The sequence below is a fragment of the Paenibacillus polysaccharolyticus genome (genome assembly GCF_900102085.1).
Lineage (GTDB): Bacteria > Bacillota > Bacilli > Paenibacillales > Paenibacillaceae > Paenibacillus > Paenibacillus polysaccharolyticus.
Genome location: NZ_FMVM01000014.1, coordinates 127,580 through 153,510, shown reverse-complemented (window position 1 = coordinate 153,510; position 25,931 = coordinate 127,580). Strand labels below are relative to the sequence as shown.

Sequence of the window (25,931 nt, the reverse complement as noted above, 5' to 3'; positions counted from 1 at the left end):
TCGGAATCTTTAAGCCATTTAACCAAATAACCAGGGGTGAATGAAAGGTTGAAAAATTCAACTCAAACGTTAGGCAGAAAATTATTGCCGGTCAGTTATCCGATGATTACAACCTATACGCAACATGCTCATCTCTTGTCCATACTTACCCATTACGAGTGCGCTCACCCATGGATATTCAACAATTATGTCCAATTATTCATTAACAAAGATTATAAACATCATTGGGGAGATTTTTATTTCCCTGTGACTTATGAGCTGCGGCCTTCGGATTCGTGCAAATGGATTACTACCCAAAAGATACATAGAGATACTGTAACAACTAAATGGGACTCTGTTATTCATTTTATTATAGAAAATATTAATGCGAATAACTATGTCCACACCATGGTCAATTATTTCTACGTGCCCCTAAGCGATCGCTACAATAAACTTCAATTGCATCATGACATATTTGTTTACGGCTATGATTTGAATAGAGAGATATTTTATGTTTCCGATTTTTTTAAGAACGGGGTATATAGTCAGGCTGAGATATCATTTAATGATTTCAATCTAGCGTTTGACATGAATCATCTAACAACGAATCATGATTATCTAAGAGAAATGGTTTATCTGTATACATTTAATAATCAATATCAGGATAAATTCAGTGCAGATACCCTAGTGAATTCGATAAGAAATTATTTCACTAACAAAACGCCGGAGTATTGGGAGATGTTCAACTATGGGGGCGACAGGCATAATCTTGACTTCGGCATGCAAATATACACAACTCTATTTAATTATGCGAAAGAGACATCCGAACATAAGGCTATGCTTGATATAAGACCCTTTCATTTACTTTATGATCATAAGAAGATCATGACGCTAAGACTCAAGTACTTGTACGATAATCGGCATTTGATTGAATTAAATCAAGAGCATATCGATGAATTCACAGCCATTGAACTTAAAGCAAAGATCCTGGTGAATCTAGCGATTAAATATAATTTGACAAGGGATACGAGTATTTCCGAAAACTTACAAACGCTGATTACGAATATAGAAAATGAAGAATCCATATTCCTTGAACGATGGCTGAAGAAGGTAGGCAATTAGTAATGTTGCGGGAGCCAATGATGTTAATTGTGGATATCTCTTCTGCACTCGAATAGAATCCTTAACCCGAAGCCCGTGGTGAACAGGGCATATTCATGGAGGGAGTGATGCTGGGATTATAATCGTTGCGATGCAACGTATTGCGTAAGCCAAACCTTTGCTCTTGTCTTAAAGATTCCGTTTGCTGGCAGCCTAATGCCGTCTTAGGTTTCAACGATCCGCATTGCTTCAAGCGCTTTTTCCGGCACAACCACACCACAGTGAGTCCAATCACCTCAAGAATCTCTCCTAGTATTTGACCCGACATCTTGTGAATCATGCATAGAACCATTCCTATTTCGTTTGGGAGCAACGCAACGCTCACCAACCTTACGTATGAACAGTCAGTTTATTTGAAGAATCTTCCGGAAGCCACCATCGTGGACTTGGAACCGGCGATCAGTTTGCATAATGCACTCACTTGAACGATCCATTATCACCAGGGTCAATATATCCATTAAACGGGAGGTACCTATGCAGGAACAAATCATAGCGATGATAAGCGAAGTCAAGGATGACGCCCAGCTGGAGAACAGCTTGAATGGGCATTCCAGCATCATGGAAGACGGGGGGATGGACTCTTTACAGCTAATTACTTTCTTATTGAAGGTGGAGGAGAACTTCGGCATTGAAATCGATTTTGAACAATTCGACTTCGATTGCATGGAATCGGTTACAATCTTCTGCAATTATATCTCGGAGCTGCAGAAGACGGCATCTGTATGAACGATAGAGGCAAGTCCGAGCTCATTATCGGGATGTTTGACGCGGAACGCTTCTGGCGCGACCCTAATCAAGCCAAACTGCCGTCGGTTCACGATCCTGAAATGGAGAATGTCGTGATGGCCATGGATGAGCTGCTCTTCCCTTTTTGCGGGGCGCAGGATAGGCTCATTACCCGTTATCGAATGAACGCTTCTCATAAAGCGTATTTGCATGAGATCGGATTCCAATTTCTGTCCAATTCAACCGATCTTGAGAGTCCTGATGGAGGAAGCGCAGGCAGAACCGCCAATATATTCGACCTGCTCACCTCAACGGATCAAGTGGGTGACATAGATCCAGACTGGCTGAACGGCGCCCGGTTATCGCCCTTTGCGGTCATTCCGGGAGTGGACCGTGCTACTGCGCGTTTCGGGCTGGAACAGGATTGTCCAGCTGTCGAGACGGTTCAGACGGTTAATTCTAAGCTGTATTCAGCCGAATTGAACCGTCGCCTTGGGCTTCAGTGTGACAGCCAGACGGTCTATTCTCACGAAGAGTTGCTATCAAGCGGCTTGGCTCTGCTGAAACAAGGCCCCTTTCTGATCAAAGATGAGTTTGGGGTATCCGGGAAGGGGAATTTGTTAATCGAGTCGGAAGCGATTCTGCAACGGGTTACCTCTTATCTCGCCGATCAGTGCAGAAAGGGAAGAACGGTTCGGTTTATTATTGAGCCGTTTCTCCTCAAAGAGCTGGATTTCTCTTGCCAATTCCACATCGATCCGGACGGTGCGTACCGTCATGTCTCTGTGCAGCAAGTGGTCAATCACAATTTCGCGTACCAAGGCTCCTATACAGCCGATGACAGGCTACTTCATACGTTACACGAAGCAGAGTACTTTGGTGTAATGAAGCTGGTAGCCCGCGAGCTTTATCAGTCGGGTTATCACGGCGACGTATGCGTCGATTCGATGCTACTAAGAGACGGCCGTATCGTTCCGATTGTTGAGGTCAACGCAAGAAAATCAATGAGTCTGATCAAGCATTACGTTGACCGGTATCTCGAGAAGCACGATACGGCCGGCAGTATGACACATGCGACCTTACAGTTTGCAGGGGATGTATCATTTGATCAATTGCTGGAATTGCTGGACCGCGAGGGTGTTCTATATAAGCCTGATCGAGGGTTTGGCATGCTACCGTTAAGCGCGAATACACTCTTTATTAACAAGGTCGTCAGCGAGTGCAAGGGAATCCGGAATAAGCAAGTGAAGGGCAGATTGTATTATTCGCTGATCGAGGGGACAGGGGATAACGAACGATTGTCCGCGAAACTTAAGGAGGTTCTGTTGTCGTTATCCTTCAAGATCGCCCCCTGATGTATTCCGAAGTGCTTGAAACCATGGATGGAGGAAGAGAGTTTATGGGGAAGCGTAAAGTAACGATTCTATGCTCGGGTTTCGGTCTGGGGTTCTATATTCCCGGCCTGTTAGCTGCAAGCGAGTTCGGGAAAAGGGATATCAAGGCGGAAGTGCTCGTGTTCGAAAGCTTTTTGGAGCACGACAAGAGGGAGCATATTGCAGATAGCAGGACGGCTTACCACAGTAATTTCGCACTTGCCAATATTTCGGCTCGCATGCCGATGGATATCCGCAATAGTATAGATTATGCCCAGGTTGAGCTATTGCTGGAGACCTGGAAAGCGGAAGAACGCTACGAATTCATATCGCTATCCGGACACTGGATCTATATTCTGGATTTGTATAGGGAGAAGATGTTGCCGAATCCGATTCATGTAGACCTGCTCTACGTCGATTCAGATCTGGCTCCGTCCTGGAAGAGCCTGAAGAAGTTTCATCCCCGGTATGACGAGCATTATTACAATGCTTGTCTCTATGACACCGATAAGATGGCAATTCGATACGAAATCCCGGTTCTTCCTGGTACGACACTGCCTTTCGAATCAAGGAAGCGGCGGCTTGTTGTTCATGGCGGCGGTTGGGGGATGGGCACTTATCAAAGTACAATTCCAGAGCTTGCCAGTCATAACTATGGGCTTGATATTGTAGCTTACGACTGGAAGGAAGCGAAGCCCGATCCCGATCACCGATATTGGATGAACGATCCGGAATGGTGTTCTTGGGTGAAGAGCGCGAACGGTCTGCACGAATTTCCGCCATACATTGAAATAGCAGGAGAAGATACGAATTCATATACCGCTGAGGCTGATCATCATTGGTTATATGACATCGCTTCTGAGGCGATGGCTATCGTGGCCAAGCCGGGAGCGGGCACATTGATCGACTCGCTTGCCTCCGAAACGCCTCTTATTCTTCTGGAGCCGTTCGGCAGTCATGAGCTTAGCAATCTGGAATTGTGGGAGTCGCTTGGATTTGGAATACGCTACGAGAAGTGGCGAGAGATGGATTTTTCTGTAGATATCCTTAAGGAGATGCATCAAGCGATCAAGAACAGACCCGGTGAACGGACGAATTATGTGGATCACTATTGTTCAAGGGTTGCGTTAACGAAGAGCTAAGATATCAATGGCAGAAGGGGTAATGCGATGAGCTTAAGTAAATTGAGTGTTGCCAAGGATACGGTGAGCTATCCGAGATGGATCGTCTTGCAGCTGCTAGAGGAGTGCAATTTACGATGTAAGATGTGTTATGAATGGGGACTCGAAGGGCCCTACAAAAGCAAAAAAACATTAGCGCAGCTGGACCCGGAGCTGATCAAAAAGATCATTATCGAGTGCAGCCCCGGCAAGCCATATTACGATTTCTTCGGCGGCGAGCCGCTGATGTACCCTTGGCTGAGCGATATTCTCGCCATGATCAATCATTATGGAAGCATAGCGGACTTCCCCACGAACGGCACACTGCTTGAGAAGCATGCCGAGATGTTAGTCGAGACTCCGCCTAATAAGATCTGGGTGTCACTCGACGGCCCTGAGGAAATCAACGACAGGCAGAGGGGCAAAGGCGTATTCAAGAAAGTAATCAAAGGAATCGAGAAGCTCTATGAGCTCCGGCAAAGCAAAGGCAAGCAATTTCCGAAGATGGGTGTATCCTTTATCATTACACCCTTGACCTATATGTACGTCGAGGAATTTTTCTTTAAGCATATGGACTTGTCGATGTTGGACCATATCAGCATGGAAGTGCAGCTCTATGCCACGGAAGAGCAGTATGCCCAATATGTGGAGGTTCTTCGTGAGGAATTCGGCGTGCATGAAGCTCCGTATGCCAAGGGGATGGTCTGGAAAGACAATAGTTCGTTCAGCCAGATCGATATTCCCGAATTGACGAGACAGCTCAATAAAGTTAAAGAGTATTGCTTGAAAAACAGTATTGATGTGATTACCTATCCGAAGACGATAGATGAAGAAAATTTGCATAATTATTTCTCGGGACAATTCCATCAGATGGCGGATAAACGAAAACGCTGCTCCCTTCCATGGACTTATGCGGAGATTACGGCAAGAGGTGATGTTTCGCCCTGCCATGCCTTCTATGATTTGACCTTCGGCAACGTGAACGAAGAGAATTTGCTGGATATCTGGCGCAGTGACAATTACAAAGAGTATCGCGCGTATATGAAAAAAAATATGCTTCCGATTTGTACGGCTTGTTCAAGGTATTATATCTACTGATTCATGTGAATGACCTATTACGTTTAAGAAGGGTGTGTTGATATGAATCCGAAATCTGAGATTAAGCATTCTGCTAAGGATCTGCAAATATTGAAACGTACGATCAAGAATACGGTGGAAACCAAGCGGAACATGGAGAAAATAGCGGGTTACGCGACACCGTTGCCAGAGTCGGTCGGGATTAAACTGACGAACCAATGCAACTTGCGCTGCAAACATTGCTATCAATGGAATGACACCGGCTACCATCACTTCATGACACCGGAGCAGCAACGCGAACAGCTCGACTACGGGCTACTGGAGAAGCTGATCCTTGAGACGGAACCAGCCAAGTCGAGGCTCTATATCTGGGGCGGCGAGCCGCTCGTATACAGCCATTTCGACCGTTTAGCCGATTTGCTTGAAGCCCATCCTCGTGAGACGACGATCTGTACGAACGCGGTGCTGATCGAGCGAAAGCTGGACGCCTTGCTGAGAATCTCCGACAACCTGGAGCTGCTCATTGCGCTTGATGGATTCGAAGAAGAGAATGATGCGCTTCGCGGCAAAGGGGTATTCAGCAAGGCGATCGATGCGATCCGGAAGCTGGTCGAGCTGCGCAAGGAAAACCGGTTCAAGGGCAAAATTACGATCCATACCGTCGTTAACGATGGTATGACTGACAAGCTTTACGATCTGCTGGACTTTCTGGAGGGCGTCGGTGTAGATATGGTCATGGTCTGCTTCCCGTGGTACATCTCGGACGAATGCACGCAGGGAATGGACAATTACTTTGACGAGAAGTTCGACTTCCTTCCGGCGAGCGAGCACAAGGGCGAACGAAGCTGGCACGCCTTTAACTACAAGCTTGATCCGGATCGTATCCCTGCTTTGATGAGCGAGTTGGACCGGGTGAATAATCGGGTCTGGAAAATGCGTTTACGCTACCAGCCGAATCTGGATCATGACCAGATTGAAGATTTCGTGCTCGGCAAAGAGGTGAAGGGCAAAGGTACGATGAACAAGAAGTGCCTGGCTCTCTCGAACCGGATGGACATTACGCCCGACGGAACAATTATCGCATGCAAATTTTTCAAGGAGTTCGAGATCGGCAAATTACATGATACGTCTGTACAGGAATTATGGCATAGCATGACCTACAGAAGGATAAGGGAAATGATGGATGAACGACTGACACCGGCTTGTTCCAAGTGCAGTGTCTTGCATTTGCATGGTGTATAACGATACTAAATTCACATAAATGAGGTGCGCAAGTGAGTATTATCCAGATGGAGGGGTTATCCAAAAGCTTCAAGTATTACGAGAAAGAACTGGGGCTCAAAAAATCGCTCAAAAATTTAGTGAGGCGGAAATCACTGATCAAAGAAGCGGTTAGCGAAATATCCCTTGTAATCGAGCAGGGTGAGATGGTCGGATTTTTAGGCCCGAACGGTTCTGGCAAAACAACTACGCTTAAGATGCTGTCCGGCATCTTGTATCCGACAAGCGGGCAAGCGAAGGTATTGGGCTATGTCCCTTGGGAACGAAAAAAAGAATTCAAGATGCAGTTCTCAATCGTGATGGGACAGAAATCACAGTTGTGGTGGGATTTACCGGCGAACGAATCGTTGTACCTGAACAAATGCATTTATGAGGTCGAGGATAAGCCCTACAACCTTGTTCTTGATGAGCTTACGGAGATGCTTGATGTTAAAGATCTGCTTAATATTCAGGTGCGGAGACTCTCGCTGGGGGAACGGATGAAGATGGAACTTATTGCGTCGCTCATTCACCGGCCCAAGGTGATTTTCCTGGATGAGCCTACAATCGGACTCGATCTGATCTCGCAAAAACGCATTCGGGAGTTTCTGAAGGATTATAACGAGCAGACGAAGGCAACGGTCATTCTGACAAGCCACTACATGGCGGATATTGAGGATCTATGTAAACGAGCGATTATCATCAATCAGGGGAGGATCGTATACGACGGCGATCTTCGGCGTGTGAACGAGCTGTTGCATGCCAAAAAGATTATCAAGCTGCAATTTACGGATGAAGTGCCGAGGCAAGCGCTGAGCGACTATGGCACGATTACTCAACATGACGGCATGAATGCCGTCATGGAAATTGACAAGCATGACCTCCAGCGGCTTTCCAAAATGATACTGGACCGGTTCCCGATCCTCGATTTCACAGTTGAAGATATACCTGTCGAGCGAGGCATCGAAAGCTTATATCAGAAAGATGGGGTCAGACATGAAAGCCTTGCAGAAATATAAAAGGACGTACATCCTTGCGCTTCAGAACGCGATGGAGTACCGGACCGATTTCCTGATGGGCATTATCAGCGGCGGCTTTATCATACTCGTCCAATGCTTTCTCTGGACAGCTGTGTTCCGCAGTTCGCCGCAAGAGATTATTAACGGCTATACGTATTCACAGATCATCATTTATTCCGTGTTGTCCGGCGTCGTCTCCAAGCTGGTTTCTGCCGGCTTCGAGGGGGAGATCGCGAATGACATCAAGACGGGCGGACTAAGCAAATTTATCGCTCAGCCCATTCATTATTTCAGCTATCGGATATGCAATTTCTTTGGTGAGAAAACGGTTCAGACCGGGGTCGTCCTTGTCTTATTCGTCATACTGATGACCGTGTTTACTCAGATTTGGGGGTTTCAGCTTAGAGTGGGGCAGATCGTTATGTTCCTGGTTAGTATTTTGTTTGGAATGCTCATCAACTTCCTGCTTTTTTATTCGATTAGTGCGCTCGCGTTCATCATTACTGAGGTTTGGGGCGTGTATATCGCGTTCAATCAAGGCGTCTATCTGCTCAGCGGCGCCATCTTTCCGCTTAATATATTCGGAGATACGTTTGCCACAATCTCCAGCTATTTACCGTTCCAGTATGTCGTATTCTTCCCGGTTAAGATCATCCTCGGGAGCTTGGAGGTTCATGAGATCGTGAGCGGGCTCCTCTTGCAGGCCGTTTGGGTAACGGTGCTTTTGGTCATTTCCAAGTTGGCTTGGGATTCCGGGATGAAGAAATATGTAGCCGTTGGAGGTTAGATCTGTGAGTATCCGCTTGAGTGAGATTCGGAAGCACGTACGTATGTTTTTTATTTTCGCAAAGAACAGTTTGGTCGGTTATATGGAATACAAAGCGAACTTCTACTCCGGTTTGATCATGGAGACCGTATTTCTGTTTTCCAAGCTGATCTATGTCATCTTCGTTTTCCAGCTGGGGATCGAAATTAATGGAATTTCTCCTGACCAGATGATGATCTTCACCGGGACCTATACGATTATGATCGCAATCTATACCGGATTGTTTATGGATAACTTTTATAGATTTTCCGGCCATATCCGCAACGGAACGCTGGACTTGTATATGACGAAGCCGCTATCACTGCAGTTCATGATTTCATTCCGAAACGTTAACTACGCGTTCCCGATTCCGAACCTGATCGCCGGGATCACGATGATCGTAGTGGCTTGGCGGCGGCTTGGCATCGAGCCAAGTTTCATGCACGTGGCTGGATATATCGGCGTAATCTTGAGTAGCACGATCGTGACCTACTCGGTGCTTCTGCTTCCGCAAATTCTTGCTTTCTGGACAGTGAAGTCCGGTTCGATCTTTGACATAATTGATAAGTGTTGGGATTTCAACAATATGCCAATGTACATATACCCCAAATGGCTACAGAGGATAGGGCTGTATGTCGTGCCTATCTTGTTTATTACCAACATGCCGTCGATTTATTTGATCGACCGCTTGGACTTCTTCCTTGGGATATGGATTTTTGTAGCTCCTGTGATATCGCTTCTGGTCGTCAGGCTGTTCTGGAAGCTGGCTGTCAGACACTATGAGAGTGCCAGCAGTTAGAGAAATGCTAATAACAAATGGTTGAGAGGGTGAAGTGCATGAGCAAGATGGAGTTCAAGAGCTTTTCGCCGCAGACAGAGACTACTGCCAAGAAGCGGCTGCACAACGGGATCGAAATCTATCAAAACAACGAAGGCGAGACCGAGTTCCTCTACAACGAGATTTTCCAGAAGGAGATGTATTTCAAACACGGGATTACGCTCCCGGATCATGGCACGGTCATGGACGTTGGTGCGAATATCGGCATGTTCACCCTGTATGTCAGCAGCAAGAGCAATTGCAGGGTATATGCCTTTGAGCCACTGCCTCCGACGTTTAAGCTCTTGGAGATGAATACGAGCTCGCTGCCTCGCGTAATAACAGTTAACGTCGGACTTTCCAATGAGATCAAGGAAGCGGAGTTTGCCTATTTCCCCACGATGTCCACGGATTCTGTCCAGATCAGATACCGGGAGAACCACGATCAGGATCTCCGATACGGGTTAATCAACCATTACCGGGATCATTTCGACGACCCGCGCATGTTAAACCGGTTTGTGGATCAACTGATGTCGCCGAAGTTTCTGAATGAACAAATCCATCGATGTAAGCTAACTACGATCTCTGAAATGATCCATTATTACGATATGAACGCCATTGATCTGCTCAAAATCGACGTGGAAAAAAGTGAATTTGAGGTGCTGGAAGGAATAGAGCCGGAGGATTGGGGCAAAATCAGGCAAATTGTAATGGAGGTACACGGACTGGACGGAGAACAGATCAGCAGGCTTGAGAACATCTTCCGAACCAACGGCTTCAATGTTGTGATCGATTACTACGAAGACTTGAATATCCCCAATTACTTCAATGTGTACGCGTTGAATCAGATGCATATATCGGCTGGGTGATAGTCATGATACAGCATCTGCATGCAAAGTTGGTATGCTCCAGCTGTAAGGGTGTGCTTGTCCAGTCGGAGGCGTTGCTGCAATGCTGCAACTGCAACGCAGTATATACGATCGATGATCGTTATGTATCGATGCTTGACCAGCGTGAGCAGGTTACTCACCCTTCCGAATGGAACCGGAAAGAGGCTGAAATTCGGGATTATAGCGAGATTTCGGACTCCCTTGCGCTGTCCGGTATAGGCCGATTCGCCACCTTTTTAAACTATGGTTACGTCCCATACGAGAATGAGCAACATGCGGTGATCGAGCCGGGCGATGCATGGAATAGAAACTCAGTCAAGCTGCTGCTTGAGACAGTGGGCAGGACGGAGATTCGGGAGCGGCAGGTGATCGACATCGGATGCGGCAGGGGAGGGAACATAGCAGCTCTGTCTAAATATTTCAAGCCGCTGTCTATTGTCGGTCTCGACATCTGCCCGGCGAATATAGCCTATTGCAATGCCAAATCCCGAGGGGGGAAATCTTTCTATCTCGTCGGCGATGCGGAGAATATACCGTTTGCAGACGAGAGCTTCGATGTGGTGTTAAATATAGAATCCGCACATGCCTATCCGAACCGATCACAATTCTATGAAGAGGTGTACCGGATCATGAGAGTTGGCGGCGTATTTCTGTATACGGAGTTGATGCTGGGAGATCAGGTAGCGCAGAACGTCAGACTGTTAGAGGAAGCAGGCCTGTCTGTAATCCGTAATCAGGATGTGACTTCGAATGTTCTTCTATCATGTGACGAGAGTGCGAAGCAGCGTACTGGCACACAAGGGATTGCGAGCAACGCCAAAGCGAGCACGAGTATTGGAGATATTCATGATTTCATCGCATTGCCCGGCTCGAAGAAATATGAAGAGATGAAGGCTGGAACGAGGCAATACCGGATGATGAACCTTGTTAAGAGGGAATAAAGCCGTAATATCAACAATAATTTTGGGCGTGTCTGAAAACTCTGAAGGCGGCAGATTTTGCTGAATTTTCGTTCCAAGCCAGGAAGTTTTCCGCAGGCGTGCCGGGGCACGTCAAGGGAAAGTGACGTAGCAGGGGGCGAAAAGGCGGTAAAAGATGCACTTCAGTAGGTTTCAAGACACGTCCTAGTATAGGAGAAATATTGTATGGAAGAAATGATTTCCCTGGACACCTTCCAGCCCTTCGACGGCATGACAAAAATGTTTCCACATCATAATTTTCCTTATTTTAATTGCGGCTACAATTTGTGGTTAACGCTAGCCAGATATTTCAAAAAAGATGAGTTGCCGATTTTGAATAATGTCATTAGTATTTATAGATTTAATGAACAAAAAATACAAACAAGAGGATATTTCAAGTTAGAAGTGTTGGATCTTGAGGAGGGAGATCAGATCCTTGAGGCGATGGGGATCTCTATTCGTAAAAAATCTCCTGCACTAGATACGTTACAAGATGAGATCATAAGCTCTATTGCTAGTGGTCATCCGATTTCCATATTTATTGATTTATTTTATCAACGCGGGAGAGACTTTTATTATAACAAAAAACATGGACTGCACCCTGTTTTTGTCTATGGCTTCAATGTTATGAACGAGGAAATATATACGGTTGATGATATTACGGAATATAGACAATATTCTCTGCCATTTTCAGAATTTAAATCGTCATGCATGACTTCGGAACACGTAAAGATGCCAGACTACTTTTGGGAATATGCGCTAGTGCCCCCCGGTAATCATGAGATCTTGGACAATAAGAAGTCAGCAGACACAACCATCAATACATTCGTAGAAAATATGTGTAGGTATCAAAATGAAATAACGGAAAGTTTGAATAATATACTGTTGCTCGCAGAAAATTATGAGCTCATTATAAAAAATGAAACGATTATAGAAACACTGAGCAGTACGATTTATAGAAAATGTGCTGAGAAATACAGGTTAAATACTCTCTATAAGTACAACATGGATCATATCCATGCAAAACATACACTTGACCCGTTATTGGACCAAATTATTCATGACTGGAAGACAGTAAGGATCTATTCGAATAAAGCCATCATGTCCCAAAAGTTCACTGGGGAAATCATAGATAAGTGCATTGGTTTAATTAAAAAAATCTATACGAATGAAGTGCGTTTTCATAATCAATTGTTTTTAATGTTAAAGGCTTTCAGGTAAGGTGAAATCACATCTAATATTGCTAGAAATAAGCCGCATGTACCTTATTAAATAGTTGCCTAGCCCGAAGCTTCTAGCGTTCGGGCCATTGTTATTTTTACTAAAATAATATGTTTAGCGCGAAGTATTGGTTGTGGCTTCTGTTCGTCGGATGGATCAGTTGTCAATAACGTTGTGTCGTTGATTGTTTTCAAGAGTTGCAGTAAGACGGGGTAAAGATATCCCTAATTTTTTGGCTTCTTTCACAACTTCAATTACTGAAAAACCTGCTTTGGTATTGTTGTATTCAATGGAAAGTCTTGCTAAGCTGCCCTTTGCAAAGATAACCTTGTTAAAAAGCATACTGAGAAGTGGTGGTGGAATTTTAGTCAGCAGTAGAGAAATCATATCAATCTTCGCACCTCTTGCTCTAAGTACAGGTGCAATTTCCCTCATATTTTTTCCTACATTGGCGAATGAGTCACGATGATTCAGGAGTGCTGGAAAACTTCCCTGTCTCAACACTTCGGCTTCCATAGCAGCATTCATGGCAAAGTGATTCCATAGCCAATTTTGCATATCCTTTATCCAACTAATTTTAAAATGGGCACTTTCAAATAGTTCCTTGACCATGTTGTTTATTTGTTCCGTCCCTGCCCGTGGTTTTTCAAGAAATATCATTTTAAAAAAGCCGCCTCTAAGCCTATTGTCCGTGATGCCGCCTCCTGCTCCTGGGAAGCCAAAGACAACATTGTTCATAACCAAGGGTGAGATAGCTGATTTCAAATCTTGCCAAATATTGTTGAATATGAGGATAGGGGTGTTTCCTGTAACAGTCGACAGTAATTGTGCTACCTCTGGAAGTTGTTCCGTACTGACACTTACAATAATGAGATCATAATTTGGACGTATCTCCTCATGGAGTTGAACGTTCCAGCTTTCCTTTATGAACTGTTTCCCCCTTCGTGCGTCCCACATTTCAAGCTCAATATAGCCTCCGAAGGTTGCTTTTCTCCCTTTCCTAACATAGAACTCAACGGTATGCCCTGCCTTTTCCAAAGCCCAAGCATATTGGGTGGATATTAAACCTCTACCAAAGAATAAAATTCTCATATTGCCTCCCTAAAAATATATTTTAGCTCTTGTTGATGATCCAACAACGTGTTGTATAATGTTATTGTATGGATTCATTATATGGTCATCAACCATCAGATTTTTAATATCTGTCGTATCATGGGTTGAACAGATTGAACAGAAAATGGAGGGAAATCATGCATAAGCAACCTGAAATCACGGACAAAACAAGGCAGACGTTTGTAAATGTATTCTGCGATTTATATAGCCGGAAACCAATCGAAAAAATATCCATTCAAGAGATCGCTAACCAATCAGGATATAACCGCAGTACATTTTATCAATACTTTACAGATATCTATGACTTGTTGGACTGGGTTGAAGAACGTATTTTGAATTCCATTAACGAGGAAATGGCAGGCAGAGAGTTCTCTACACATACTTTCCAAGATGCACTTCAGTGCTTGGAAAATGCAGAGGACATTGCAATTCTGAAAGCTCTCTTGGGCGACTATGGCTCTGTTCATTTTGTGGAACGGCTAAAAAGGGAAATTCCCTTTGAACGATTGATTGTGGATTTTCCATCCGATGATGCTTTAGCGCCATATATCATTGAGTTTTACATATCAACATTAATATCTATGTTTCGCCTTTGGATACGAAACGGCAAAGATCTATCGTCAGAAGAGTTGGTCGGACTGATTGATAGCTTATTTACAAAGGGGATAACGCCATATCACATGTTTGGATCGGTCAATCCGCGGCGCCAATGAGGAGTATGGACGGGGCTTGTAACGTTTTAATTAAGGCTCTCGAACAAATATAGTGATAGGTGATATCAAAAGGAGCTACTAATATGAACAGATTTAATTGCCCTTGTTGTGGCTATCCCACACTGGAGGAAAGACAAGGTTGGGAGATATGTTGTTTATGTGACTGGGAAGACGATGGGCAAGATGATCCGCATGCAGATGAAGTTTGGGGCGGACCTAATCAAGACTATTCACTTGCTGAGGCCCGTGAGAACTTCAAAAAACACTACATTATGTATAGAGATAAACAAACCATTTTAAAGCAAACGGATAAAGAAGTTCAAACAAAGAAAAGATTAATTCATGCATTTGAAAAGCTTAGAACCGCAGATAATAAATCTACACAACAAATATGGCAGGAAATCGATTCCTTCGAAAAGGAACTGGATGATATTGTTCACGAAAGAGTAGAACGTTACAGCAACAACATAGAGAAGAATCAAGAGATTATAAACCGAATGGGCTCCGATAACCCTGAAACAATCGTAAATGGCTTGTTATCTCTAGCATTAAATGCGGATGATGGAGAGTTCGTACAAGAACTGATGGTGCCATATACTCGGCATAAAAATGAAAATATAAGAGGAATAGCCATTCTTTGTTTTGGCCATATCGCAAGAATACATGGGGCAGTGAATAAACAGTTGATTATTCCACTTATCCATGATGCATTAAGAGATGAGAGTTCATTGGTTAGAGGACATGCTGATTCAGCATTGGATGATATAAATATGTTTTGCAGGTAAGTAACTTGGAAATCGTAGAGAGGGGCGCTGAACCCCTCTTTTTGTTTCTATTATCGCGCTTGTTATATCTATTCTTGAAAAATCATTCTTGTGATATCATTTCTAATCCGTTCCACATTGGTCGTTGATAAATTGTTCAACATGATGATTGTAATCCTATCATCGACATAACGGACGATCTCATTTTTGAAACCAACAATACCGCCGCCATGATAGACTATTCTCCGTTTCTCATCTTCATCTATAAACCAACCATAACCGTACCCAAAGCCATGGGGAGTGAATATTTTTTTGAGGCTGTCCTTTGTGACTAATCTCTCTGTATACAATGACTGGTCCCACTTAAATAGATCTTCTGTTGTAGAATAAAGATTTCCACCACCAATGGGAAAACTCATATCAATATACGCCGCATTAACGATATCATTATCGTATTCATAGCCCTGCGCCCTGTTAGGTATAATTTTCACATGGTTATCGCAGCCTGAATTTTTCATACCCAGGGAAGAAAAGATGTGATTACTTAAAAATTGTTCATAAGTAAGTCCTGTAATCTTTTCTATAATGTATGCCAGTAAAATATAACCTGAATTACTATACTGGAACGTAGAATTTGGAACAAACTCAGGTTGTAAATCCGTGATTAAATGAACTATTTTCTCGGTTGTCGTGGGTTGCTTCATTAATTCTTTAATATTAGGGAGTTGTGTGATATTGGGAATCCCAGATGAATGTGTTAATAAATGATGCAATTGAATCTGATTACCGTATTTATATGAGGGTACGAACTTGGAGACCTGATCCAACACGCTTAATTCACCTTGCTCTTGAAGTATCATGATAGCCATTGCTGTAAACTGTTTAGTTATTGATCCAATCCTGAGCTTTGTCTCAGTTGTATCCTTCACTTGGTGCTCTCGATTGGCATAGTTATATGCACGATTAAACCATATTTTATTATCCTTGGAGATCAATACACTTCCACTGTATTCTTCGTTCTTTTCCAAAGATATAAAGAAATCATGAATTTCGCTTTCTAGAGTTCGCAATGATTCATCCTCCAAGTTCCCAATTTGTATCTTTAATCATATAGGCATTTTTTGGAAAAACAAGTCTTATCGTTTTTTCACCAGTGTGGTAAAATAGAACTAGGAGGTCTGCAGAGACCTCCTTTTTCATTTGCCATTAAAGCCATTAAACTAAGCGATCTTACCTGTGAGATTAATCCCATCTATTGAATTTTGAACTATATCATTTTATCAAAAAGTCGAGCAAAACTCAGGTATTCATTCCTAACCAGTAGTCGATCCGAAGACCGTGGTCGAAGGAAGTTTAGTTACGACCCCTGCCGAACCGGTGCGGGAAGGTTATGTGTTTGGGGGTTGGTACAGCGATGAAGGGTTGACCACCGTGTATGACTTTGCAACTCCGGTGACGGCGAATATGACGCTGCATGTAAAGTGGAAGGCTCTGTTTACGGTCAAGTTCGACGCAGGCATTGACAGGACTCCAGCGCTTCGCAAGATCGTGGTTGAGGGCGATGTGGCTCATGCACCTGACCCCTCTGAACTTCCATCCAATCCCGGAAATATCATTTACGGATGGACTAAGAATTTCTCAACTAAAATTCCTTACGATTTCGAAACACCGGTGACAGGGAACTTCACCTTGATTGCAATGTGGAGTGTTATTTATACGGTGAATTTCGAGACTAATGGTGGCTCAGCAGTGGAGACTCAGATTCTCGGCAGCAAAAATTATCTCAAAGTACCTGAACCTTCGACAAAGCCAGGATTTGTATTCGAAGGATGGTATAGAAATGAAGGTTTAACCGTTCCCTATGATTTTGAACAATTTGTCATAAACGGAAACACTACACGTACCATATACGCAAAGTGGACTAAACTCTAATAAATAGTTTGACGGAAACATGAAAAGTTAAATCAAAAGCCGATTGCTCTGAAACTCAGTGCAGTCGGCTTTTTGAATCATGTAATGATAATCACAGGAGTTTTAAAAATTTCCATTTATATCTGTACACTTGGTTAATATACCTTCACGTCCGTTCCAAGAACGGACTTGTTCTGAACCGAATTACCAGATAAATACACTTTTTTCAGACGGGGTAGATTGCTCAAGGTTTCCACATTGGAAATGGCGTTGTTCTCTAGATGGAGTTCTTCAATGGCTTGCCATTTGCTCATAAATCCAAGTGAAGCCAGGTTGCTGTCTTGCAGGGTGAAAGAACGCAGCGCAGACAGCTTGGAAAAGTAAGGCATCATCTGGTCAATTTCACTGACGGAGTCATTGTTTATACTGAAATAGGGCTCCTCCAGGATTAAATGTTCAAGCACCTTGTTCTCCGCTCCTGCCTTTTGTTTGAAATTCAACCTGCACTCCGAGCATACTAGCGATTTTACCTGCTTCAAACGAAATAAGGCATCACTTTCACTGTACAATGATGAATCATTAATGTTTAGTTTTTGTAAGCGAGATAAACTGTTCAGCGAGCTGAGTTGAGTGATTTCACTGATTTCCCAGAGGGAGAGTTGTTCCAGCTTCGGAAATTTGCCTAGGGCAGCCAGATTTAACTCCCCGCTTCCGCCACGGATTGTTAGATTAGTTGTGGAAGGTGCCTTTAGCCCGGAGAGGAAGGAGCCAGGGATTTCTACCCTTCCTGCATTGGGTAATGTCAGTGCTTCTGCATTCGCGTAATAACCGGACAACGTTAATTCCCGCAATGAGGATAGACTATTTATGGCCTTTGTTGAACTAAGCTTGCTTAAGGAAGCCAGACGCAGTTTGGTAATCGAGGTTTTACCAGCTAACGGTTCCAGACTGGAAAAGTTTAAACTCTCGATGTCCAGCTTCTGTAGAGCAGGCATATTTTGCACAAAGTCGATAGACTTTACGTTGTTTAAATAGGAAAGCTGAAGTTCTTGAAGCTGAGTTAACGCATATAACGGCTGCAAATCTGTGGTTTCACTGTAGTTGATGGATAAGGATGTCAGCCCGGTCATGGACGACAACCATCCCAGTTCATTGACAAACGTGAGTGACAGGGACTTGAGCGGCAGTTTGTTTAACAGGTGAAAATCCGTGATGGACTCATCGACATAGGTAATCGATAAAGAGTTCAGGTTAGGAAATTCCAGCAGTAAGGCTAATTCCTGATTGCTGCGAAGCTGGGTAGTCAGGTGCGTAATTTTTGATTTGTCACCAAAGTAGCCGGAAAAAGAATTAAAGGATTCGTTAAAAGCGCCACCATAGCTTTTCAGTCCAGACATATGAGCAAACGTGGTTTGATCCGTCTGGGCAATTTCATAGGTTCCCGTCAGATCGAGTGCCGTCAGTCCCGTAAAGGCTTCAAAATCTCGCTGATCAATCTCCTGTGTGTTCAATTTCTTGTCCTGAGTAACATAAGTGATCTTCTCAGCCTTTTCATCGCTGAAGGGATCGGAGAAGCTATAGGTAAACTGCCATTGGTTACTATCCAGATAATCTATGCTCAGATAGCGTACACGAGCGAGTTCCTCTTCTGTCGGCAAGGCAGATCCTTTATCAAAGATATCTCGCAAAAAGGAGAGCAGAACCTCGCTTTCCGGCATCTTGCGTACAGGCAGATTGGCTTCTGTCTTCTGAAGCGTGGAACTTGTACTGGAGTAAAGGTAAGCACCGATGGCACCCGATAGGATTAACATCAGAATTAGTAATAGCCTTACGGAGACGTTCGGCTTCGGTGCTGCTTTAGGAGGCGTCCCGTGATAATGATTAATAGTTTGGTCTACATAGTAGACATGATTTTGCTTCAACAAAAGCTCTGTCTCACAGTACGGACACTTTAAAACCTGCCCCTCCTTGTATTCAATTCTTCCGTTGCAATTGGGACAGTTTAACGGAATAAATGCCACGAATGCCTCCCCCTTCATGATGATGATTGTAAGATTTTATTGAACTGATATCTGATTTCATTATAACTTGTTTATTCTATCAAACCTTTTGTATGCCCGAATATCAACTGTGATTCTATCATAAAAGAGGAAATAGAATTTATATTTTTATACGCATATCATGCAGTACGGATTCACCTTCTTTCTCAAAAGGAATTGACGAATAGGTTGTCCAATACATATCATGTGATATATATCGAATGAAATTAATCGAACGTTCCACTTCAGAAGGAGATTACACATGGCACCCAAAAAGAAATTTACTAAAGATCAAATTATTGATGCAGCATTCGAAATTGCAAGAATAGAGGGGGTTGATGCCATTACAATTCGCAGAGTAGCAGAGAAGCTGGGAAGTTCAATTGCCCCAATTTATGTGAATTTCAAGGAGGTTGGCGAACTGCTTGAAGGTGTGTATCAGAAAACCTTTGAGGTGAGCAGACAAATACTGCTGGAGCAAAACTCCGGGCATCCGTTTCAGGATATTGGGGCGGCCAGCATTCGCTTTGCCAGAGCATATCCTGTATTGTTTCGGGATATTGTGATGCAGAAAAATGATCAAGCGAAGCACAGTGAGGAAGAAACGGGAAATCTTATACACATGATGAGAATGGACCCTGATCTGAATGGATTATCGGATGACGAACTGAAGACCATCCTGCTCAAGATGAAGACGTTTCAGGTTGGAATAAGTGTGATGGCTGCGAATGTTTTGCTGCCTGAGGATTATACAGAGGAACAGATGATTCAGCTTATGAATAGTGCGGCTCAAGATGTCATCAGCACAGCGAGGGGGAGAATAGAACAGTCATAAATGGGGGGGGATTATCGTTAACATATTAGCAGGGAGAAGAAAGTTCAGTCTGTTTGTATTCATCGCGGTGGTGTTAGCAAGCGGTTGGATTGGTGTATGGGTAGATACGAAGATGCCTGAACAACCGGAACAAAATTCGTTAGGCATGGGATTGTGGCTGGTATTGCCGGTGCTCACGATGCTCGTGCTACGAATAGTGAATAGGGATTGGAAGGATATTGGAGTGAGGTTCAATTTTAAAAGGAATATGAAATGGTATGCTGCAGCTATTGCGATCTATCCGGGCGTAGCAGTTATCGTTGTTGGTCTTGCATTTCTTATAAATAGCGCCTCTGCTTCTGATATTGAAGTAAGCACACTTCTATCCCTCGTTGGTGTATCCATTTCAGGCAGCTTTATAAAAAACATATTTGAAGAGTTTGCTTGGCGTGGATATTTAACTCCAAAACTGATTGAGCTTAAGTTTAATGACTGGACGCTTTATCTCGTGTCTGGCCTTGTATGGGCTCTATGGCATGCTGCATATTATATGGTCTTCCTTCCGAATGCTTACTTTGAAACAACCACAAGAACGAGCTTTCTCTTCTTAGGCTGTGTGTTGATGGTTGCATGGTCAATCATGTACGTTGAAATATATCGTCTTACGAAATCAGTCTGGCCGTGTGTACTCATGCATGCTGTGGAGGATGGGCTACCTACCTTGCTAATCTCAACAGCGGGAATCATTACACTAACCAAAGCAGGGGAATTTTGGCTCAGTCCAACGACAGGTGTCATTACAACAGTTTTATTCGTTGGATTCGGCTTATGGCTCAGATCGGTCCGAGTCAAGAATGAACAGCAACGAATCCTGTGACCATTAGAAAGACCTAGACAGCACATCGCCTGATTCCGGTGGTATTCAAGACACATCAAAAAGGAGCTGGAAGTGTACTATATTGTACTATCCCTGCTCCTATTTGTGTATAAAATGCTGCTCCTAAGTATTAGCAACGATTCGCTATTCCAGTCCTGACTCTATGTGTAGTAACAGTTCATGTTGCTCAGCCTATCTACCTTTATGCGATAGATGTAACTGGATGTTTAACGTGTACAGGATAGATTTGATCACCATGGGTTTTTACAAAAAGACCTTCATTGGTCAGCGTGCTTTTTAATTCCATATCTTTATTTTCATCCGGTGTAAAATGAAACGTTACTTTCTCGGTATCTGCATCAGCAATTTTATTCACAATATCTCTCATATTGATTTCGTTTAAGCTGACAACATCGAAGAGGTCGATACTGCTGTTTTCTTTCTGATAAATAACGATGACCTTTTCGTTTTCCAAATAATAAATATCATTATTAAACACATTCAAGCAATAAAACATGAATATGCCAGGAGTATGATCGGTTGAAAACCGCTTGGAAACAGGTAGTCTTTGCGATGCAAATTGCTGAATAAGGTGTAAGTCCTCTGCGTCAGTTACATCTAGTTTCCGCAGGTTCGCAGATTCTAATGGGTTAGCCGAACAATGAAAGTCTATTGAAAACAAATGTTCTTCTACAGCTTTGAACCCAAACTTGGGGTAGAAATCAAGAACGGATTCATTGGCAAAAAGGTACATGAGATCGTACTTATTTTTGTATTCCTCCAGAATTTTGTTCATTAGACTTGCAGATAGACCCTTCCCGCGGTAGTCGGGATGTGTCATCACCGTGCCAATTTGGATTGCTTTTTTCTTCTCCCCCTCGATGATCAGTTCAAGGATATTCACGGATGCATTAGCAACAATCTGATCTCCATCTACAAACGAGAAAGGGATGTATCCTTCACCCCAGCAACCATGTTGGTACCAATTTTCAAAATGGATATCAAATGTACTTGCAGCGAGCTCGAAAAAACTGTTTCGAAGTGTATCATTGTTTTTAAAATCTTTTGTAAAGATCAAATTTTGCATGGTATTTTCTCCTCTTGGATATCTAACAAGTTTATTGATACTTAACAGTTATAACTTACCATTCTACTAGATGTTATTCAGCAAAAGAGGTTAAAAACTTTCTTTTAACAACTTCATGTTAATAGTAACAACGAAAAGAATTGCCTATGGCAGTTCTTTTATACTTACTTAGTACTAAAAAAAGGGCTAAAACATGAATCTCCTCCTATTTAATTTGCACAATATACCAGGCTCAAAATGTGGGTTTACACTTCAATAATAGGAGAATTATACCGATAAAACCTATATAACATAAAATTGTTCAGCAGTGTCTAAAAATATGCAAACACTGTTTGATTTCGGTATCAGAGCTTATTTTGTTAATCTTCGGTCAGGGTCAAAATTGAAGAGTGTAGATAATATTTATACAGAGGCGGAAACTATAGATGAGAAAATACCAACAAAAGAAAATTCTTAAAATAATGAGCTCATTGTATGGAGTGATTGATGAGATTCATCAACATTTTATAAATAGAGATCTTTCAACGGTAATTAAACTTTTGATAGACTGCCAAAATGCAGTGGTACAGATCGGAGAGTTTATCGAGAAGTTAGAAGGTGATGATACACAGACGGTTAAACTACTAACAAACTACCACAAAAGTCTGTATGATGTGGCCGTAGTGATCGAAACCACTAATGTAAGATTTACCAGTCAACTTAAACAAGAACTTAACGTGATTGAAGAGAGTATTAACAATGAACTCAAGCCAAACAAAATTGAAGTTGCATTCTTTCCTTATAAGGCATCGATGTGGGATTCTCTTGAATCGATTTGGCTTGCTGCAAAAGAGGATCCAGAATGTGATGCTTACGTCGTTCCAATTCCTTATTTTGATCGACTCCCTGGTGGTGAGTTAGGAAGAGCGCATTATGAAGGCGATCAATTTCCTGAATATGTACCTATCGTAAATTGGAAAGATTATAATATGGAGCAACAACGCCCAGATATTAGCTTCATTCATAATGCCTTTGACAGTGGAAATGTAATTACTACAGTTCATCCAGATTATTATAGTAATAATTTGAATAAATATACTGAATTATTATGTTATTCTCCCTATTTTGTGACATCCAATGAGGTTGAACAACAACTCACTCTCTCAACAGGACTGGTTTATTCTGACAAAATATTTGTGCAGTCTGATCGAGTTCGTGAAGCCTATGTTAATGCCATTCAAGCATACGAAGAAGACCAAAATTGTGTGGGGGGATTCGGAAAACTGGATGAAAAGATCGTGGCATCTGGTTCTCCAAAATTTGATAAAATAATAAACTCCAGATCAGACGATTTTACACTGCCAGATGAATGGAAGAAATTCATTGTTAAATCGGATGGCTCTTGGAAAAAAATTGTGCTCTATAATACCTCGGTAGGTCCCATTCTTAAAGGAAATGAAAAATATATTGCAAAATTGCGGTCTGTATTTGATACTTTCCGCAACCATGATGATGTCGTTCTTTGGTGGCGGCCTCACCCTTTGAGTGAGGCTACTTACAGCTCCATGCGTCCGTTACTCTTTAATGAGTACACACAACTTATCCAAGAGTATAAGTTAGAGGGCTATGGAATTTATGATGATTCTGCAGATTTACATCGGGCCCTGAATCTGAGCTCTGCTTTTTACGGAGATGCTACTTCATTAATGCCAATGTACCAGTGCATGCCCAAACCTCTAATGGTTCAAAATGAAGAATTAAGTAATCATCTTACCATCGGAAGTATATGTGATACAGAGGAATATTTATATTTTCTAACATTGCATATGAATGGCTTCTTTCGATTAGACAAGAACACATGGAATGTGGAGCATATGGGGAATTTTGTGAATGATAACATGCTGGACTGGAGAGTGTATCACTCTATTCATCAGAGTGGAAATAAACTTTATTTCTCTCCGCATTCTGCGGGTGCGATCGCTGTATACGATATAACAGAGTCCGCTTTTGATTATATTGATTTACCTGCACCAAAAGATATAAACTATAACGTTCATAGTAAATTCTCGAAAATGATTGAATGCGAGAGCTCGCTTTACTTTATACCGTTACACTACCCGGGTATTGTAAAGCTCAATATGGAGGATCACAGTACAGAAATCATAGACGATTGGGTAGATTCTGCTAAAGCAATTTGTTTATCTGAACTCGGATATTTTACCAGTGGTGTCTATGACGAAGAGCGGGGCTCATTACTCTTAGCTTTTATGAATGCCGATGCAATCATGGATGTTAACATTCGTACAAAAAATACAAATATCAATATTTTAGGAAATGGGAAATATGGATATTCAGATATCATTTTAATCAATAGTGATTATTGGCTTCTATCTATTGAAAGTTCACTCGTAGTCAAATTCAACATCGATGAGTGTACACGTGTTGAATATAGATTAAATCTCGAAGGGGTAAATTCAGATGGATTTTATCCATTTCAAAAATTAGTTTACCTCAACGAATTCTTATATCTAGTACCCGTAGAGACGGAAAGAATGGTTAAGTTCGACATCGTTAATCAATCATTCTCATACGTAAATGATTTTTGCCCTGAGAGCTTGTCTAAAGATGAGGACATGATATCTGAAAATGCTCATGCTGGATACTATTATGTATCATCAAGAGCTACAGATGATATTTATGTTACAGAAAAAAATAGTAACCGATTTATTCAATTTAACCCAACTACAGGTGCTATGCGTGAAGAAAGCATTACACTTTCAAACGATTCAAGTAAAATGGACAATTTCTCAATGCATCAGCAGGTAAGAGATTTTAAAGATGCGAACAGTTGTGTTTTTTGGGAACATCCTTACTTTGCCACTCTTGAAAATCTACTGCAGATGATTTCTAAGCCTTCACTTGAGTCATGGGTATCCAAACGACTGGAGCAGCAGGCCGAATTCCAACTTGCACATATCGCACATGCTGATGGGAATGCGGGAATTGAAATCTATGAACATTCGAAGAAGGCGGTGCTGGGTTAATGAAATATGATTATTTGATTGTGGGCGCAGGACCATTTGGTGCCGTGTTTGCACACGAGGCTACAAAAAGAAACAAAAAATGTCTGGTAATTGACAAGCGCGATCATGTCGGGGGAAATATTTATACTGAGCAGGTAGAAGGGATTAATGTACACAAATACGGAGCACATATTTTTCATACCAATGACAAAGAAGTATGGGAATATGTCAATCGTTTTGCAACCTTTAACCGGTATACTAACTCGCCCATAGCGAATTATAAAGGTGAGATATACAACTTGCCATTTAATATGAATACCTTCTATCAATTATGGGGAGTTACTGATCCCGCTGAAGCAGCAGAAAGAATAGAATCACAGCGTTTAAACTGTGAAGAGCCAAAAAATCTTGAAGAACAGGCGCTCTCATTGGTTGGACGCGATATTTATGAAAAGCTGATTCAAGGCTATACAGAAAAACAATGGGGACGCAGCTGTAAAGAACTTCCGGCATTTATTATTAAACGGCTCCCCGTTCGCTTCACTTGGGATAACAACTATTTCAACGATCAATATCAAGGGATACCTGTTGGTGGGTATACGCCAATTATTGAAAAGTTGCTTGAAGGTAGCGAAGTTAGATTGAATATAGACTATTTTGAAGACAAAGAAAACTTTGATCATATGGCTACGAAGACTATTTATACAGGGATGCTTGATGAGTTCTATGACTTCAGGTTCGGGGCACTAGAGTATCGTACTTTACAATTTGACTCTGAAGTTCTCGACAAACCGAATTATCAAGGTAATGCCGTTGTGAATTATACAGATCAGGAGACACCATTCACCCGTATCATTGAACATAAGCATTTTGAATTTGGTACGCAGCCCAAAACAGTCGTTACACGTGAATATTCAAAAGAGTATGAACAAGGGGACGAGCCCTATTATCCGGTTAATAATCAGAAAAATAATACGAGCTATTTAAGTTATAAAGAACTCGCAGATCAAGAAACAAACGTCATTTTCGGCGGCAGGCTAGCTGAATATAAATATTATGATATGTGGCAAATTGTAAGAAATGCATTGGACACAGCAAGAAATGAACTGGGAGAGGTGTAGGATAGATTGACCGTGTGCCATAACGATGGCGAAGGACAAGGTA

General features: G+C 42.4%; 23 protein-coding genes. 19 read left to right on the top strand and 4 right to left on the bottom strand.

Going from position 1 to position 25,931, the window contains the following annotated elements:
• The first annotated feature begins 48 nt into the window (after window positions 1-48).
• From BLQ13_RS19775 to BLQ13_RS19720, 12 genes are all read left to right on the top strand, one after another.
• Window positions 49-1,101 carry a hypothetical protein gene (locus BLQ13_RS19775; RefSeq protein ID WP_090923306.1) on the top strand — a complete coding sequence of 351 codons (1,053 nt, stop codon included), beginning with the start codon at window positions 49-51 and terminating at the stop codon, window positions 1,099-1,101.
• A gap of 513 nt (window positions 1,102-1,614) precedes the next feature.
• Window positions 1,615-1,866 (top strand): acyl carrier protein, encoded by a 252-nt coding sequence (locus tag BLQ13_RS19770; RefSeq protein ID WP_090923305.1) that lies wholly within the window; start codon window positions 1,615-1,617, stop codon window positions 1,864-1,866.
• Window positions 1,863-3,221 (top strand): ATP-grasp domain-containing protein, encoded by a 1,359-nt coding sequence (locus BLQ13_RS19765; RefSeq protein WP_090923304.1) that lies wholly within the window; start codon window positions 1,863-1,865, stop codon window positions 3,219-3,221. Before BLQ13_RS19770 ends, BLQ13_RS19765 begins: the two co-directional genes overlap by 4 nt.
• A 44-nt stretch (window positions 3,222-3,265) precedes the next feature.
• Window positions 3,266-4,381 carry a UDP-glucuronosyltransferase gene (locus BLQ13_RS19760; RefSeq protein WP_090923408.1) on the top strand — a complete coding sequence of 372 codons (1,116 nt, stop codon included), beginning with the start codon at window positions 3,266-3,268 and terminating at the stop codon, window positions 4,379-4,381.
• A 27-nt stretch (window positions 4,382-4,408) separates the two neighbouring features.
• Window positions 4,409-5,497, top strand: a complete 1,089-nt coding sequence (locus BLQ13_RS19755; RefSeq protein WP_090923303.1) for a radical SAM/SPASM domain-containing protein — start codon at window positions 4,409-4,411, stop codon at window positions 5,495-5,497.
• 42 nt (window positions 5,498-5,539) lie between these two features.
• Window positions 5,540-6,718, top strand: a complete 1,179-nt coding sequence (locus BLQ13_RS19750) for a radical SAM/SPASM domain-containing protein (RefSeq protein ID WP_090923302.1) — start codon at window positions 5,540-5,542, stop codon at window positions 6,716-6,718.
• Window positions 6,719-6,750: 32 nt separating this feature from the next.
• Window positions 6,751-7,755 carry an ABC transporter ATP-binding protein gene (locus BLQ13_RS19745; protein ID WP_090923301.1) on the top strand — a complete coding sequence of 335 codons (1,005 nt, stop codon included), beginning with the start codon at window positions 6,751-6,753 and terminating at the stop codon, window positions 7,753-7,755.
• Window positions 7,733-8,542 carry an ABC transporter permease gene (locus BLQ13_RS19740; RefSeq protein ID WP_167375794.1) on the top strand — a complete coding sequence of 270 codons (810 nt, stop codon included), beginning with the start codon at window positions 7,733-7,735 and terminating at the stop codon, window positions 8,540-8,542. Before BLQ13_RS19745 ends, BLQ13_RS19740 begins: the two co-directional genes overlap by 23 nt.
• Before the next feature lie 4 nt (window positions 8,543-8,546).
• The gene (locus BLQ13_RS19735; protein WP_090923295.1) at window positions 8,547-9,359 is read left to right on the top strand and encodes an ABC transporter permease; all 813 of its coding nucleotides are present in this window, start codon (window positions 8,547-8,549) and stop codon (window positions 9,357-9,359) included.
• A gap of 38 nt (window positions 9,360-9,397) precedes the next feature.
• Window positions 9,398-10,246: an FkbM family methyltransferase gene (locus BLQ13_RS19730; protein ID WP_167375793.1), complete on the top strand. Its 849-nt coding sequence runs from the start codon at window positions 9,398-9,400 to the stop codon at window positions 10,244-10,246.
• Between the two features lie 5 nt (window positions 10,247-10,251).
• Entirely contained in the window at window positions 10,252-11,208 is a 957-nt protein-coding gene (locus tag BLQ13_RS19725) for a class I SAM-dependent methyltransferase (RefSeq protein WP_090923293.1), read from the top strand.
• Between the two features lie 204 nt (window positions 11,209-11,412).
• The gene (locus BLQ13_RS19720; RefSeq protein ID WP_090923292.1) at window positions 11,413-12,447 is read left to right on the top strand and encodes a hypothetical protein; all 1,035 of its coding nucleotides are present in this window, start codon (window positions 11,413-11,415) and stop codon (window positions 12,445-12,447) included.
• 156 nt (window positions 12,448-12,603) lie between these two features.
• Here BLQ13_RS19720 and BLQ13_RS19715 read toward each other — a convergent pair whose 3' ends face one another.
• Window positions 12,604-13,539 carry a ketopantoate reductase family protein gene (locus BLQ13_RS19715; protein ID WP_090923291.1) on the bottom strand — a complete coding sequence of 312 codons (936 nt, stop codon included), beginning with the start codon at window positions 13,537-13,539 and terminating at the stop codon, window positions 12,604-12,606.
• A gap of 158 nt (window positions 13,540-13,697) precedes the next feature.
• Between BLQ13_RS19715 and BLQ13_RS19710 the strand changes: the two genes are divergently transcribed.
• Both BLQ13_RS19710 and BLQ13_RS19705 read left to right on the top strand, forming a co-directional pair.
• Entirely contained in the window at window positions 13,698-14,273 is a 576-nt protein-coding gene (locus BLQ13_RS19710) for a TetR/AcrR family transcriptional regulator (protein WP_090923290.1), read from the top strand.
• An 83-nt stretch (window positions 14,274-14,356) separates the two neighbouring features.
• The gene (locus BLQ13_RS19705) at window positions 14,357-15,058 is read left to right on the top strand and encodes a CPCC family cysteine-rich protein (RefSeq protein WP_090923289.1); all 702 of its coding nucleotides are present in this window, start codon (window positions 14,357-14,359) and stop codon (window positions 15,056-15,058) included.
• A gap of 68 nt (window positions 15,059-15,126) precedes the next feature.
• Here BLQ13_RS19705 and BLQ13_RS19700 read toward each other — a convergent pair whose 3' ends face one another.
• Window positions 15,127-16,107, bottom strand: coding sequence for a serine hydrolase domain-containing protein (locus BLQ13_RS19700; protein ID WP_167375792.1), 981 nt, complete (start codon window positions 16,105-16,107; stop codon window positions 15,127-15,129).
• A 268-nt stretch (window positions 16,108-16,375) separates the two neighbouring features.
• Between BLQ13_RS19700 and BLQ13_RS19695 the strand changes: the two genes are divergently transcribed.
• Window positions 16,376-16,969 carry an InlB B-repeat-containing protein gene (locus tag BLQ13_RS19695; RefSeq protein ID WP_090923287.1) on the top strand — a complete coding sequence of 198 codons (594 nt, stop codon included), beginning with the start codon at window positions 16,376-16,378 and terminating at the stop codon, window positions 16,967-16,969.
• Window positions 16,970-17,103: 134 nt separating this feature from the next.
• On the opposite strand, the gene BLQ13_RS19690 is transcribed toward BLQ13_RS19695, so the two are convergent.
• Window positions 17,104-18,873 carry a leucine-rich repeat domain-containing protein gene (locus tag BLQ13_RS19690; RefSeq protein ID WP_338060884.1) on the bottom strand — a complete coding sequence of 590 codons (1,770 nt, stop codon included), beginning with the start codon at window positions 18,871-18,873 and terminating at the stop codon, window positions 17,104-17,106.
• Between the two features lie 376 nt (window positions 18,874-19,249).
• Here BLQ13_RS19690 and BLQ13_RS19685 point away from each other — a divergent pair, with 376 nt between their 5' ends.
• Both BLQ13_RS19685 and BLQ13_RS19680 read left to right on the top strand, forming a co-directional pair.
• Entirely contained in the window at window positions 19,250-19,822 is a 573-nt protein-coding gene (locus BLQ13_RS19685; protein ID WP_090923263.1) for a TetR/AcrR family transcriptional regulator, read from the top strand.
• Between the two features lie 112 nt (window positions 19,823-19,934).
• Window positions 19,935-20,678, top strand: coding sequence for a CPBP family glutamic-type intramembrane protease (locus BLQ13_RS19680; protein WP_090923407.1), 744 nt, complete (start codon window positions 19,935-19,937; stop codon window positions 20,676-20,678).
• A 202-nt stretch (window positions 20,679-20,880) separates the two neighbouring features.
• Here the strand turns inward: BLQ13_RS19680 and BLQ13_RS19675 are convergent, their stop codons facing one another.
• Complete coding sequence (locus BLQ13_RS19675; protein ID WP_090923262.1) at window positions 20,881-21,765, bottom strand: GNAT family N-acetyltransferase; 885 nt, start codon at window positions 21,763-21,765, stop codon at window positions 20,881-20,883.
• A 425-nt stretch (window positions 21,766-22,190) separates the two neighbouring features.
• Here BLQ13_RS19675 and BLQ13_RS19670 point away from each other — a divergent pair, with 425 nt between their 5' ends.
• Together BLQ13_RS19670 and glf are read left to right on the top strand one after the other, a co-directional pair.
• Window positions 22,191-24,788, top strand: coding sequence for a hypothetical protein (locus BLQ13_RS19670; RefSeq protein ID WP_090923261.1), 2,598 nt, complete (start codon window positions 22,191-22,193; stop codon window positions 24,786-24,788).
• Window positions 24,788-25,888: a UDP-galactopyranose mutase gene (gene glf / locus BLQ13_RS19665; RefSeq protein WP_090923260.1), complete on the top strand. Its 1,101-nt coding sequence runs from the start codon at window positions 24,788-24,790 to the stop codon at window positions 25,886-25,888. The genes BLQ13_RS19670 and glf overlap by 1 nt, the downstream gene beginning before the upstream one ends.
• The last annotated feature ends 43 nt before the right edge of the window (window positions 25,889-25,931 follow it).